The following is a 13,871-nucleotide window of genomic DNA, read 5'->3' on the forward strand; positions in this document are numbered from 1 at the left end:
TCGTCGGTAGCCCATGGCGAGTCTCGAAACCAGTTTCGCCATCTGCAGCAAGGCCCCTCCCCTGATTTCTTGCACGAGGTCGGCAATCTGGCAAACTACCCGCCTGTGTAAAGGCGGCCGATTCACCGTCTCACGCGACCGCTATGGCCCTGCGCAACGCTCGAAACTAATAACGAAGGAAGGCCCGTGCATCGAATCCGGAAAATGTTCCTCGTCAACGTGGGGACGAACAAGCAGCGCCCCTCGCGCCGAATCACCGAAATCGACCCGCGCGAAGGCGCCGCTGTGGTTGGGCCTAATGGCGTTGGCAAGACCACGACTCTCCGTCTCACGCCCCTCTTTTACGGGCACCTACCGAGTCAGATCATTCAGATCGGACATGGCCAGAAATCGATGCCCCGATTTACGCTGCCCACGCCGGAAAGCGCGATCGTTTTCGAGTACCAGCGCGGCCCGTCCGAAGCGCACGATCTACGCCTGGCCGTTCTGCGTGCCCGCCGGGACAATCCTGACGCCCTCGAGTATCGGCTTTTCGAGTCCGGCTTCCGACGCGAAATCTTCGTTGACGAGCACGGGACGTTTCTGGACGACGAAGGGTCCAAGGCGGCGGCCACCAATATTGGCGTTGTCTATTCGATGAAGCTCGACGCCTCCGAGTATCGATCGATCATTCTGAATCTGCATGCCACCACGAAGCAGGCGCACAAGCTGCGCCAGATCGCCCGCGAATACTCCTTCGCCCCGCGCGCAATGCCGAACCTCGACCGCCTCGTTGGTTCGGTAGTCAAGGAGCACGTGAGCTTCGCCGACCTCATCCAGGTCGCCGTCGGTATGGTCAACGAGGAGACGAACGCCAACTCCGACTCGGAACGGAACAAACTGCTGCTCAAGCAGACCAAAACCGAGATCACCGATTGGATCAAAAATCGCCGCGCTTGCGAGGACGCGGGCAAAGTTACTTCGGCCGTGGATGAACTCGACTCCACTATCGACCGCTGTTATCGCGAGGAAGACGAAATCCGCCTGCTTGCGGCGGAGGTCAGCGCGCTGTTGCACAACAAAACGGAAGCGCTCGTTGACGTCACCGGCCGCCAAGAAAACGCTGCGAAACAACGCCGGCTCCAGCAAGAATCCGAACAGGATATCCAGACAACCCTGAACACCGCGCTCGAGCAAGCGCAGGCCAATCGCCGCGCCGCGGGTCAGGCATACAGCGATCAAGCTGCACTGAAGAAGCGCTTCGATACTGAAGACGTTGCTGGCTGGGCCAAAAAGCAGGAAAGCATACAGGGGTTGCAAGCCGAACGGGCCGGCATCCTGCAGCAGCGCCAGGTGTATTCCGCCGAGGCCGCCATCATCGACGACGAGATCCGGGCCGCGCGCGAGGAAATCGACGCTATCCGCGAAGCCGACCTCGAGACGCTCAACCGCGAAGCTGCTGAGAACCGCGAGCGGCGCGCGGCACAACTGGAGAGCCTGAATAGCCAGAAGAACGCGTCGCTTGAAGGTGCCCGCGGACGTCATGCAGAACAGGCTACGGCCAACCAAGGCAAGGCGATCGAGACTCGCGTTGCGCTTGAGGGTGCGAGAATCGGCTCCGCCCGTGTTGAGGGGCCGGAGGAAGACCGGGCGCTCGTCAATGAACTTCGGGACCAGGTCGACGCAATCAAGGACTCTCTGGTTGGGGCCCGTAGCCTCGAGGTGGCGCGAAACCAGGAAAGCGCGGCCGCCCGCGAGCGCTTTACCCGTCTCGATCAGGAGGTGGCGTCCGTTCAGGAGCAAATTGCCGACATCGGTTCCGAAATTGCCCGCCTCGAACGAAGCCTCAAGCCAGAAGACGGAACGCTCCTCGCGGCCATCCGGCGTGAACCGACCGAGAACTGGGAGAACTTGGCGAAGGTCATCGACCCCCAACATCTGGCGCGTACGGATCTGAGTCCAACGCTTGAGGGCAGTTCCGATCCTACAACCGCCTTCGGGTGGTCCCTTGATGTCGAAAAACTGGCGATGCCGGCGTGGGCGGACGAGGAAGAGATCTGCACACAGATCGAGCAAGCCCGGCAACGTCTTGCCTCCGCTAACGTCCTCCTGACCGAAACAAAGAGCAGGCGCGAAGCCGCCTCGGCCAATATTACGAGCGCGCATGAGGCGTTCCTTCTGGCCCAAAGCCAGGTGTCGGTTCTCGCAAAGAACCAGTCCACGAAGGAACTCAGCCTTGCGAAGGCCCGTGACGCCCTCGAGCAAGCGAAAAAGGCGGAACGCGGCCGGCTCGCCGAGACCATCAGCCGGCTCACCAAAGAGTTGAAGGCGCTGGACCAAGCGCAGGCAGAGCATGTCGCCTCCGCGAAACAAGAACTCCAGCGCATTGAAAGCCGCTTCGATAGCGAACTTTGGAACGCAGGAATCGCCGCGAAGAGCGAAGCCTCCGATTTCGATTCCCGCCGTGAAGCGATCAAGAAGCAAGCCGCCAATCAGGTCGCCGCGCTTACTGCGCGCCGCAACGAACGGCTGCGCGCCCATAATCTCGACCCAGAGAAGTTCGAAAAATGGGACGCTCGACGCCGGGAGATCGATGGAATCCTGCGCACCTTGGAAAACAAGGCTGTGCTGGTCGAACAGTGGCGCGCCTGGCTCACCAGCAATGGGCCAGCGGAGCTGATTCGACTTGAGGAGGCGGCCTGCGACACCAATACGGCGCTCTCGAAGGCCGACGCCGCCATCAAAGGTCATGAATTTGCTGTTCAGCGCGCAATCGAAGCCTATCGCGTGCAGCAGAAGGCATTCGATGAGGCAATCGCTGATCTGACCGACCAGATCAACAAACTGAAGGCGCTTGAGGCTGAGCTACCGCCGCCAATGCACGTAGATGTCTCCATCGACCCCGGCATGACCGCCGCACAGTTGGCGATCAATGTCAGCGCCGCGCAAAGCAAGTACGCGTCGACGACACGCCGGATCACCGAACTTCACAACACGATCTACAACCGGTTGACGGCCGGCGAGAACAACGTCAAGGAGTTTGTCGAGCGCTCTGTGGCGGAGGTATCGAACGACCGTATCGAGAAAGCACGCGCCCTCGTACGGTGCCATCGCAACATCCCAGCCGAGATCGTTGCGAACCTGAACAACACGCTACGCGTGATTCTGGACACGATCGAACGGTTCCATAGCGCGATTCTGAGCTTCGAGACGGAGATCAAGCGCTTCAACAAGAACCTTGGGAAAGGCCTTCAGTCGGTTCAGCAGTTCGAGCGCATTCGTGGGCTGGAGATTGAGATGGTCACGGATTTCTCAGACCTGGGCTTCATGGAGCGCTTGAAGCAGGTCAGCAAGTTCGCGAGCGAGACCCACTTCACCCTGGGACGCGCCGGCCAACGGCGGCAAGTTCCCGACGACGCCGCGGAGATCGTACTCCATGAGTTCGCCAATACCATCGCCAGCGGCGGCCGGCTCGAGGTTGATCTATCGCAGCACATCCGTATTCGCGGAAAGGTGTTGGAGAACGAGGTCGAGAAGACGTTCCATCGCGAAAGCGAGCTGGAGAATGTGTCGTCAAACGGCCTGACCTCCATCATCCTGATCACGCTCTTGCTTGGGATGCTGAATATGATCCGAGGCACAGACGATGTCTACATCACATGGGTAACTGACGAGGTGGGGAAGTTTGACGGGCCGAACTTCATCGCGCTGATGGACATGCTCCGAGACAACCGGATCGACGTCATCACCGCCTCCCCGGACCTGAACCCTCGCCACTATCGCAAGTTCGCGCAGCGATATCGCCTGGAAGATATGGGCGTGATCCGCACATTCGCCGCACCGAAGCACGACCTTGTGACTTCGGGAGAAATCATAGCCATCGTTGCTGGAGACGCACAATGATCGCCGCCGTTCTCAAAACGCTCCTCTCCGGCCGCTTCATCTGCTCGGTAGCGTACCAGACCGAGTACAACTACCTCACGGCCCCGGAAGTGCTCGCGAAGGTCGAAGACGTTCTGGACCACATGGACTTCCGCCTTGCGCGCACAAATCTGGAGGACGGTGCTTATTACACGGCGCCGAAGGACATCACGACCCTGACGGTCACCCGCCTGAAAGAAGACCTTCGCCGCTTCCGGGATGTCTACGGACCAGCAGTCATGCTGCTTGACCTCATCCGCCAGACAAACTCCACCGAGATCGCCCTCAGCCCGGGCGATGTCATTCGACTGGCGCGGATGGAAGAGCTCATCATCGAGAGCGCGTCGCTCGAGAGTCAGCTTAACGGCCTCAGCCATGTGATCAAAGGGTTCAACCCGCGCCAATCCATCCGGGAGAAGTTCCGCAAGGTTCTGGACCAGTTGCGCGAAGAGGGTTACGTCATCCTCTTCAACCCCCAGGCCGACATCTACAAGATTACCGGCAAGATCGAGCACCTCTACTCCATCATCGAATTCATCTCGGAAAATGAAGCCATCCAGGCCGACCGGATCGAAGACGAGGTGGCCGAGGAGCAACAAACGCTGGGCGGGATGAGTGATGCGTGAGTCCTTCGATCAGATCGCCAAACTCCTCCGGGCGCTGAGTCAGCATGATGACCTGATCTCGGAAGCGTTCGAAGCCTCGGTGGAGTTGGGAGACCGTGCCCGAAACGGCCGTATCGACACGCTCTCGAATCTGAAAGCGCTGAAGCCGCAGGACGAAGGTGTGTACCGTCTGAACCCGCGGCTCCGCGATTTCATCGCCGACTACCTCGTCAGCTATCGCGCGTACCAGACGCTAACCCGCCTGACCGGCGGGATTCAGCAAGCACGTTCGGTCTGGCGTGAGATTCGCGTTCGGCATGAGAACGGCGACGCCAGCGACCGGGAGTCGCTGATTGCCCAACTGGTCGACACGGTAATCGATATCTCCTACTCCATCGAGCGAAATCTGTCATTGCTTCACGCGCTCATCTCGACACAGTACGGCGACGTCTCGAACTTTCAAGCGAAGCTTCGCCAGAACAAGTTCTATGTAAACGAGGTCTCTGAGTCACTAAATGAGATGGAGCAAGTGAGCAGCCTGTTCGGCGAGGTAGAAACCCAAGCGCTGAACATCGGGATGCTCGACGTGCGGTCGATTGTGCGCAAGCGGCTAACCAGCCGCATCCTCACATGGACGCTTCAGATCAAGGACGTCCAGGCGGCGATCAACCGTTCGCTCTTTCGAGCCAAATTGCAGTCGGAGCGGGTGCGAAAGCTCAGTCGCGTTGCGCACTATCTGCGCCAGAACAAGACCGCATCAGGGTTCGAGGTCTCCCCGGACAGCGCACCCCCCGATATCTTCGTGGCGGAGCCGGTCCCATTGGTGAATAACCTGGACGTCAGGACGTGCAGCGACCGCGATCGCGCGGCGCTGCTGGAGGCGCTCCGGCGCCTGCCTCCGCGTGCGGTTCCGGTCCCGGTTCAGGAAGCTGATCCGCCTCTTGGGATTATCGACGAAGACGATACCGCTCCCCTCGAGCCGCTCGAGCCCCACGACGCAATGCTGGGAGACCTGATCGCGGCGCTTCATCAGTCCTCGCAATCCATCTCACTGTGCGACTGGAAGGGACGTCGCCCTGACGGCATGGATCTGCGGGATGAGGACTGGCTGCTCTATGCGTCCATCCAGTTGGAGAGCGAAGGCGTTCACCTAACCTTTGTCAACGCGTTGCCGGCTGACCAGTTGTACGCCAACCAGGTATCCAGCGATATCCTCGCGCAGGGCTTCCTATGATTCTCAGCGCCCAGGAAATCGCCTTTCTCCAACGCCTGATCGCTGAGCGACCCGCGACGCGAAGGATCGGCCTACTTTCCTCGACGGTCGTGACCTACGGCGTCGGGCGTGTTTCCGGTCGATCGATACACTATGGGCCCGACGACTGGGAGAGAGCAGCGAAGCTCCTCGAAAATCGAGGCATCCCGCTCTCGCGGCCTGAAGGTGAGATGCGCCGTGCAGAAACTTCGGAATACGCTGGCGTATCCGAGAAGGCCTTCGGTCGTCGGCCCCATTCCAACTCGGTGGCCCTGCACACAGCCCATGGTGAATGCCTCCTAGATGGGACCACGTTGACGGCTCCAGACGGCGGCTATCTGGTCCTGAGGACCGAGGACGCTGTACGTGTCCAGTGCGACCGCATTCTTCTGGTCGAGAACTTGGAGACGTTCCGGGATTTGGACCGTTATGAATGGATCGATTACGGTCCCGGGAGCACCCTGGCGATCTTCCGCGGCGACCCGACTTTCAGCCTTGCTGATGCGGCAAAGGTACTTGCATCTCGCGGGGAGCCGGTCGATGCGTTCGTGGACTTCGACCCTGCAGGGCTGTCCATAGCCGCCTCCCTTCCCCGCCTCGCCAAACTGATCCTTCCAGACGAGGGCTGGCTTATCTCGGTCATCAGGCAGAGCAAGCGCTACGACCTATACGACGCCCAGATCGGGGTGTACGAGGCCACGCTCGCGACGTCGACGCATCCCGACATCGTTCGCTCGCTCGCCCTGCTCAAGGAACTTCGCCAAGGCTACAACCAAGAGTGGATGGAGAGCGCGCCTACAACTCGACCTTGTAACTGACGGCCCTTCGGGGCTCCCCGCCGAAGAAACTGGCCGGCCTGGGATTGAGAGCAGTCATTCCCAAGCGACTTGCCGTATAGCCGTATAGGGGGCGCCATGCAAATCTCTGCAGCGACCCCTACGCGCAGATCGCACGCGGGTACTTGGTTGACTCAGCGGCGACGCGGCTTCTGACCAGTTCGATCGGAGTAGGTCTCGATATAGTTTCGGTTTCGGATCGAAGCGGCGATTCCACGTCAGGTGGCTACCACGAAAACGCCCGATCAGCTTAACTCACCGACTTCGACTTGCTCGCCGAGGGCCCGCTTGCCCATATGCCGGATCTAGGCTCCAGACCCACTCATGCGATTCCTGCCGACGCTGTAACTATGCGCAGCTGGTGCCGGCCCGAATCCCCACTGAATCCAAGCCGGTACCGTCAATCTCATGGCATGTGCACATAGTTGTGAACTGTGCATGGGGGTCGTTTTGCGACTGTCACTAACTTCCGTTTGATGGAATACAGGCGCCACGTTGCACTCTTTTTGAACTAGGACATATGTGGGCGTGTCCGTATGCCAACTCCTGTAGTTGCAATGGATCCGGACCTGATCCTACGTTGGGACTGAAGAAAAAACTTGGCCGTCGAGTTAAGCCAATAGATCTATCGATTCCATTTGGAGGCAGTCCTTACCTCCCTCTGAGCAGCGATGACATCTCAATGGCTTGAGCGTCAACGCTATATTGGACAGGCGATTTCTGTTCGGATGGAGCCCGATGCAGTGATGCTGGCCGTTGTCGACATCGACCACCAACGAAGACATGGTGGAGTCATATTTTGTTCTTCTGACACCGGAATTTGAACGGCGTGAACGAATTGGCCTGAGAAGCTGACTACCAAAGAGACTGGGAGACTCAGAGAGGGAGCCGTCGTTTCCCTGATATGCTTCCTCTCGGGATAGCTATGCAGCAAGACGGGGCTATCCGTCTGTCAACGACGGGTCAAGAGTCACAATGTTCAGAATCGATAAAGCAGCAAACAGGATCATGAAGCTGAAGGAGATGACATTTTCCGAACTCGGCTTCACGGAACGTAAGCATCTTCAGGAATGGCTCGCAAACAAGCCAGATGCGCTTGGTGAGGAGTTGCTTATCCTCCAGAAGGAATTCGACGGATTTGACGATACGCGTGAGCGATTGGATCTTCTGGGGCTCGACAAGGCGGGGAGCCTCGTCATCATCGAAAACAAGCTCGATGACTCCGGGAAGGACGTGGTTTGGCAAGCGCTGAAGTACGCGTCGTACTGCTCGACCCTGTCGAAGTCCCAAGTTGCTGAAATCTTCCAGAAGTACCTGGACAAAACGAGCCCTGGACAGGACGCGAAAGGGCTCATAGCCGGGTTTCTTGGGCAGGACAACTTTGCCGACGTGGTGCTCAACCCCGGCAACGACCAGCGCCTAATCCTGGTGGCTGCGAGCTTCCGTAAGGAGGTGACATCTACCGTGCTTTGGCTGCTTAAACACCGAGTCTTCGTGAAGTGCTTTCGCGCAACCCCCTTCGCGGACGGAGGCCAAATTTTCCTCAGCATCGAACAGGTCATTCCGCTACCCGAAGCAGAAGAACTCATGATCAGGATTGCCGAGAAGGAGGTCGAAGAGCAGTCCTCAGAACGGGGGCAAGCGAACAGTCACCTCGTGCGTACCGAGTTTTGGCATAAGGTGCTCGAGGCGCTCCACAAGGCTGGCATTCAACGCTATGCGAATGTTTCCCCGGGAAAGGATCATTTTTTGGTCGCGGGATCTGGCCTGAGTGGCGTGCAATTTGTCATGCTTTTTACAAGGAAAGAAGCACGAGTTGTATTCGGGCTCGATACAAGGTCAAGGGACCTCAACAAGGCTCTGTTCGATTATCTGTTCGCCAGGCGGGATCAGCTGGACGGCGATTTTGGAATCCCTCTTTCGTGGCGCCGGGACGATGATAACAAGGCGTCCATGATCCAAATTGGCGCTCCGTTTGATGGGCAAAGTCGAGAGGCTTGGCCGGAAATGATCACGTGGCTCGTCGACAACGTTCGGAGGATGCTGGGCACTTTCGAAAAAGAGCTACCGGCGCTTCGACGTGTCAAGGATCAGCACTTTAAAGAGGCGGTCGGCGACTAGCTGGCACGGACACCATTTATAGTTGCCGAGGCAGTGGGCGGTGCTCACCGTTATCCGCCTACGAGCGGCAGCTTTTACACTGAGCGGCGTCACGCAGACGCTCCATCAATGTCCCAAATGGGTCGACTACCGAAGTGTGCCGTTGAGTTGTCAGCCCACGACCGCCCCCCTTCGAGCCGCTGGGTTCGGCCACTTTGATTTGTCCGCGTATACTGGGCTGAATAGCTGCTCCTCGACCTATGTTGGCCGCTGTTGTGCGGTCTCGGAGTCGTCCATGGGAAAAATGCAAAGCACGTTCGAGGAACTCCTTGGCGGCATAGGCGCCGTGGAGCACAAAAAACTTCCGTTTCCGCGACTCCAGGACGTCGCGCGGACTGGGTACGAGGACCTTATTAATAGCGTGTACAAGTCGCTCGGCGGCGTACTGATGAGTGCTGAACTAAATCTCCGCTCGTGGGATCTGGAGTTCGAGGGTATCGCCGTGGAGCTCGACGAACATCTTCACTTCAATCGGTATCGCGCGATTACGTTAGGGGCGACCGCATATGCGAACCTGCCAGTATTTCCTCTGGACGCCTATCGAAGATACTGCGCCGAGTTCGAAAATGATTGCCTCCGCGTAGGTGCCTATGGCGGGAAGTGGTCACAACCGGAGCTGTGAGCGCCAGTTTGGTGTGGGGTCCGCGCAAAAGATCTTGGAAGGCGCCGGTGCACCGCGCCGGAAGCAGAGGGCCTTCTACGATTTCGTGAAGGACCTTTGCCCCAAGTACTTGGCGTCAAGCTTGCTCGCGTTGCGATTTGGGACTCCATCATCGATAGCGGAACCAGGCGCACGGTAAGGGACTTGCTGCTCCAACCGACGATCACTAGCGCCGAGGCCCTCGCTAAGTTGATCCGCGCCCGTGCCGCATAACTTGCGCGTGCGGCCAACGCGCGCTGGAGCTCGTGCGGCTGAATTGCCGGTTTGCTGAATGTCCGTTTTCGCTGGACCGATCGTCTCCTTGGGATCGGCTACGGCCTGCCGCCCTTCGATCACAGCCGTCGCCTGCTGTTAAGGCTTGTCCGACGCCTGCCCGCCAGTTCCGGTACAGGCTCGCAGGCCTGTGCATGAGGGCAGGCATCAGACAACCCTTAACACTAGTCGCCTTCCGTGAGCCTGGCCGCCAGCGCTCGTTACCGACCCCATTTCAGTCCTTCACGACGTTTTGGTGACCTTCCTTAGTGTTGCTCGATAAGATACGATTCCGTCACAACCTTCGCGAAGCCCAGCGTCAAACTGAAAGAGATTGTGAATGTCTGTTGATCCAAGTACGCTCGATGCACTGATGGCCGATACCCGGCTTGTAGAACTCTGCGATCTCCAACGCACGAGTGACGAGTTTCTCGACGTGGTAAATCTGAGCGAGAACCAACACTCGGATGTGCTTGCCTGGCTTTTTGATTCCCGTGAAGGGCATGGCCAGGGTGACGAGATTTTGCGCGACTTCTTAATCGCCGCTTCGGTCGCTGCCGCGAACGGCAATTGTGGACTTGATAGTCGCTATACCACGGCGAAGTTTTTTCAGAGTTGGACGCCGGCGCGGATCCGCACAACGAGCTTTGGCTCCGCATTCTGCGCAAGGGAGTTGGGCATGAACGAGTCAGATCGTGTCGATCTATTCGTGATTGACACGCAGAATCGCTTCATTTTACTGATTGAGAACAAGGCTCGCGCGAGACACACTGAAGACCAGCTCGACAAATACAGAGTGAGTTTTCGCGACGCTGTAAACAAGAATAGTATGTTGCAGAAGTACGACCATGTCTATATCGCATTGGACCGAGCGTTCGATGGCGAGGACGCGTTCGAACGCCCAGCCGCCAAAACATGGCTGCATTTGAACTACAGTTGGCTTGAGAACTCCGCAACACGAGCGCTAAGGCACGTTGAGCGAGGCAATGCGGCGGCTAGGCTCGTTGTTAGTTATTGCAATCGGCAAACAGACTGGGAGAGCCCCAGCGTCGAGCGTTGTGTGACGCTGGCGTCGGAGCTTCATGAAGACCATCCTGATGCTGTCGCCTCGCTTATTAATGAAAGCCCCGGGCGCGTTGAACGGAATTGGTTCGAGAATGGGCAAGGCAACGAGCACCTGTATCAGTTTCTTCTTCAGAATCGGGGCGCGGTAGCTTTGCTAAAGGAAACCAAGGGGATGGCATCTGTAGCAATCGCATTGCTACGCGAGGCTCAAGGCCTTTCGAGCAGGCGACTCTATCGAGCCAGGACAAGATTGGACATCTGTCCCAGCGGCTGGGAGCGGTACATCGGCGAAGACCACCCACCGGTTTTCATGCGGGTGACGTTCTCTGGCGACACGAAGACGAAGTTTGATTTAGCCCTTTGCTGGAAGGCGAAGAACGCAGCGCCCGGTAGAGCTGAGGCGGCGCGACAAGCCCTTACGCGAGTCAATAGCAAATTCAGCACGCATTCCGATAGCAAGTGGCGTCGCGTTGTCATCGAACGCAGCTTGACGACTGCGGAGTTGAAGACAAAAGTCCACGAGATCAACATGAAGCTCGCTGAACAGCTCGAAGGCGACAGCCATGCATAAGGTGCTGAGTGTGGGAGTCCTCAAGCGTGCTCAAATGTGCACCGCCCTATTTTAGCCGCACAGCCCCAGAGTGGGGTGGCATGGCTACCAATTAAATAAGCGTAACACGGCAATCTTTTATAAAAAATGACACTCATAGCAAGGTTCGAAGTCGAAGACGTGCCGCTGATGATCAGCGACATCCTGTTGTCTCGTCCCGGTTTTCTGGACAAGAGTGTTCTCGCAATCCCATCGGTGCGAACTAGCCGAGAGGTCTACGGGGAATATCCAAACGAACTCGCCGCTCTCACGCAAAAGCTCACCGTTATAAACGATCGAGCAATATTTAGTTTTGCCGGGTCCTATGACGTAGGCTGCCGAGTTGAATCCGAGCTGCGGAATAGTTTGTCTGAAGGACGGTCCGCTGAGGAGGCTTGGTCTTATTCATACAAGAATTTGTCGTATAGAGAACGTCAAGAGAATAGCTTTCTATTCGATGGCATTGATCTAATTTCCAATAATCAAGCTGAGCGATTACCAGCTTCTCACGGGACGATTTCGCGAAAGAAAATGCGCGAATTCAAAAATCTCGAAATTGCTGGAACAGGGAAAGGGCATGCGGAAGAAATCTTTTCGAGGCTTGATTCCCCACCGATTGGCGTGGAGCAAATCGGAAAATATGAAAAGGCTGTACAAAAAGCGCTCGCCATTGTTGCGGAGCTTATCGACCTGGATATACGAAGCAAGACGAGCTTCGACGAACTATTTGGAGGTTTTTACGAGATCGCGATGTGGTATGGGAATCGCTACATCAAATTGGATGGAGTGCAGTACGTATATTGGACTTTGGTAGCAAACGAGGACGTCGTGCGTTTCCGGATGGATCGCATATACCTGCAGCATTACAACGAAGGGGTATTATGTGTAGATGAGGTGCTAATACGAGAAGACGTTCCAGATTTGGTGAGCATGGACGGCACAGCGAAACTCCCAATTAGTAAATTCTTACACCACCGCGTGGCCGGACTCGCCGAAGGATATGATGCCTGCGACTTCAAAGTAATCGATGAGTCCAATTTCTCCCATCGATTGACAGTTCATACGATAAGATTTGATCTGGGAGGTCAAATTAGCCTCGCAACTACGGTAGATGGCTGCATCCGATCTCCGCATCATAATCCAGATATTGTCGTGAACGAGAAAGCGGTGGAAATTAGAGATGGCTTTCTCTCGGAGTACAAAGACTCTCTAGTCGACGCAATGCAAAAGGCACAGGACGAGTATATTGAACGGACTAGCAGCAAGCCGCACTGGTTGCATAGGCTGTCTGGGTTCTTTGGCGCTTGATGACATCGCCCAGCAAGCCGCTACCTGCCGCCTGTTTTGGGGGGGGGCGGACCTTCGCCATGGCGGCAGTACTGGCGCTTATGGGGTCGATCAGAGCCATCTGGCCTTGACCGCGACTACCCTACCTGCCTGGTTTCTGGTCCGCAGCCAATGGCCTCTGGGCGCCAACCATGATCCAAGGCTTATGGGGTATCGGGGTCGCTCTTACTTCTTCCTGAAGATCCGTGCAGCCCTCACCGGAAATCGGAGATCGAAGCCCGACGAAGGTCCCTAGCGGACCCCTATCCCTCCTCCGATCGAACCTTCTCCAAATCCCGCGCAATCCGATCCCGAATCGGCGATGTATGCCCATGCTCCTCGTCCGTCTTCCCAGTGACGAGCCAGTACGCATACTGAGGCCAAACCGCCCCAATAGCCTCCACCATCTCCTGTGTCACGCGCTGCTGATTGCGGCACGTGTTCTTCCAGCTATCCGATTTCACCCCGGTCAGTTCCTCCATGCGCTTGAAGCGCCGGTGCCCGCCCGCAACGAAATCTATCAATTCTTCTACCCGATCGCGCATTTCAATTGGGCTATTTAAGCTTTGCTAGGTAAATTTAGCCTCGTTCGGTGACTCGAACGGAGGTGTGAGCTGGCAACGTGCGAGCAGTGGCCCTCTGCCGCGCGCGCCGGTGTTGGCTTACTACTCGCGACATCCCGGCGCGGGCCAACTTATTCGCGCCGCACGACGACGACTGCACTTTGCCATCTCACTCGTGAGGGTGGCGTATGCGCTCGCGCCGAGAATTATCAGCCGCATTATGGACCATGCGGAGGGGCTTCTGCGCCCTACGGATCTGCGCAGCGTCGCGACGCTGCTTTGCAGAGGATTTCGACTGACATCCCAAACGAGGAGGCGCCCATGACCGCCCGCAAACGCCACCCGCGCACCGCCGCCGAAGCAGGAGAGGCAGCCACGGAAGCCAAGCTGATCGCCGAACCCCTCGCCCGAGCAGGCGAAGCCACCCCAACCCACGAAACCATCCACCAATCCTGCCACGACCTCCTGCGCGTCAGCGCAGGCCTGGAATCCCTCCTGCTCCTGCTAGAGCTACAGGCCGACGAGCAAGCCGCCAACAACGGCCTGCATGCCCTGCTGGCGCCGCTAAAGCAGCAGCTGGACCAGGCAGTGAACCGCGTGCAAGCGCTGTACTGAGCCACACCCGTTCCCCACACGTGCACCGTGGCTCGCAAGACCGCAGG

10 protein-coding genes are annotated in these 13,871 nt (G+C 57.5%); all 10 read left to right on the forward strand.

Features of this window, described 5'->3' with window-relative positions; all coding sequences use genetic code 11:
* Positions 1-204 precede the first annotated feature (204 nt).
* A complete protein-coding gene (locus ACX12D_RS00065) occupies positions 205-3,882 on the forward strand; it encodes an ATP-binding protein (RefSeq protein ID WP_459372426.1) in 3,678 nt (1,225 codons plus the stop codon).
* The gene (locus tag ACX12D_RS00070) at positions 3,879-4,526 is read left to right on the forward strand and encodes a condensin complex protein MksE (protein WP_459372427.1); all 648 of its coding nucleotides are present in this window, start codon (positions 3,879-3,881) and stop codon (positions 4,524-4,526) included. The genes ACX12D_RS00065 and ACX12D_RS00070 overlap by 4 nt, the downstream gene beginning before the upstream one ends.
* Complete coding sequence (locus tag ACX12D_RS00075) at positions 4,519-5,739, forward strand: hypothetical protein (RefSeq protein WP_459372428.1); 1,221 nt, start codon at positions 4,519-4,521, stop codon at positions 5,737-5,739. The genes ACX12D_RS00070 and ACX12D_RS00075 overlap by 8 nt, the downstream gene beginning before the upstream one ends.
* Entirely contained in the window at positions 5,736-6,575 is an 840-nt protein-coding gene (locus ACX12D_RS00080; RefSeq protein ID WP_459372429.1) for a DUF7281 domain-containing protein, read from the forward strand. Before ACX12D_RS00075 ends, ACX12D_RS00080 begins: the two co-directional genes overlap by 4 nt.
* Positions 6,576-7,601: 1,026 nt before the next feature.
* Positions 7,602-8,714, forward strand: coding sequence for a DUF4268 domain-containing protein (locus tag ACX12D_RS00085; RefSeq protein ID WP_459372430.1), 1,113 nt, complete (start codon positions 7,602-7,604; stop codon positions 8,712-8,714).
* 274 nt (positions 8,715-8,988) lie between these two features.
* Positions 8,989-9,375, forward strand: coding sequence for a DUF7255 family protein (locus ACX12D_RS00090; protein ID WP_459372431.1), 387 nt, complete (start codon positions 8,989-8,991; stop codon positions 9,373-9,375).
* On the forward strand, positions 9,344-9,553 hold the full coding sequence (locus ACX12D_RS00095; RefSeq protein ID WP_459372432.1) for a DUF7255 family protein: 210 nt from the start codon (positions 9,344-9,346) through the stop codon (positions 9,551-9,553). Before ACX12D_RS00090 ends, ACX12D_RS00095 begins: the two co-directional genes overlap by 32 nt.
* A gap of 453 nt (positions 9,554-10,006) precedes the next feature.
* Entirely contained in the window at positions 10,007-11,302 is a 1,296-nt protein-coding gene (locus tag ACX12D_RS00100; protein WP_459372433.1) for a PDDEXK-like family protein, read from the forward strand.
* Positions 11,303-11,461: 159 nt separating this feature from the next.
* Positions 11,462-12,628 carry a hypothetical protein gene (locus ACX12D_RS00105; RefSeq protein WP_459372434.1) on the forward strand — a complete coding sequence of 389 codons (1,167 nt, stop codon included), beginning with the start codon at positions 11,462-11,464 and terminating at the stop codon, positions 12,626-12,628.
* 902 nt (positions 12,629-13,530) lie between these two features.
* Positions 13,531-13,824: a DUF1484 family protein gene (locus tag ACX12D_RS00110; RefSeq protein ID WP_459372435.1), complete on the forward strand. Its 294-nt coding sequence runs from the start codon at positions 13,531-13,533 to the stop codon at positions 13,822-13,824.
* Positions 13,825-13,871 lie beyond the last annotated feature (47 nt).

It is taken from the genome of Cupriavidus sp. PET2-C1 (assembly GCF_054515855.1).

Excerpts from the sequence above, each read along its gene's own strand:
- ACX12D_RS00070 (WP_459372427.1), top strand. The coding sequence starts at position 3,879 with ATGATCGCCGCCGTTCTCAAAACGCTCCTCTCCGGCCGCTTCATCTGC.
- ACX12D_RS00095 (WP_459372432.1), top strand. The coding sequence starts at position 9,344 with ATGGCGGGAAGTGGTCACAACCGGAGCTGTGAGCGCCAGTTTGGTGTG.
- ACX12D_RS00085 (WP_459372430.1), top strand. The coding sequence starts at position 7,602 with ATGAAGCTGAAGGAGATGACATTTTCCGAACTCGGCTTCACGGAACGT.
- ACX12D_RS00090 (WP_459372431.1), top strand. The coding sequence starts at position 8,989 with ATGGGAAAAATGCAAAGCACGTTCGAGGAACTCCTTGGCGGCATAGGC.
- ACX12D_RS00080 (WP_459372429.1), top strand. The coding sequence starts at position 5,736 with ATGATTCTCAGCGCCCAGGAAATCGCCTTTCTCCAACGCCTGATCGCT.
- ACX12D_RS00110 (WP_459372435.1), top strand. The coding sequence starts at position 13,531 with ATGACCGCCCGCAAACGCCACCCGCGCACCGCCGCCGAAGCAGGAGAG.
- ACX12D_RS00100 (WP_459372433.1), top strand. The coding sequence starts at position 10,007 with ATGTCTGTTGATCCAAGTACGCTCGATGCACTGATGGCCGATACCCGG.
- ACX12D_RS00075 (WP_459372428.1), top strand. The coding sequence starts at position 4,519 with ATGCGTGAGTCCTTCGATCAGATCGCCAAACTCCTCCGGGCGCTGAGT.
- ACX12D_RS00065 (WP_459372426.1), top strand. The coding sequence starts at position 205 with ATGTTCCTCGTCAACGTGGGGACGAACAAGCAGCGCCCCTCGCGCCGA.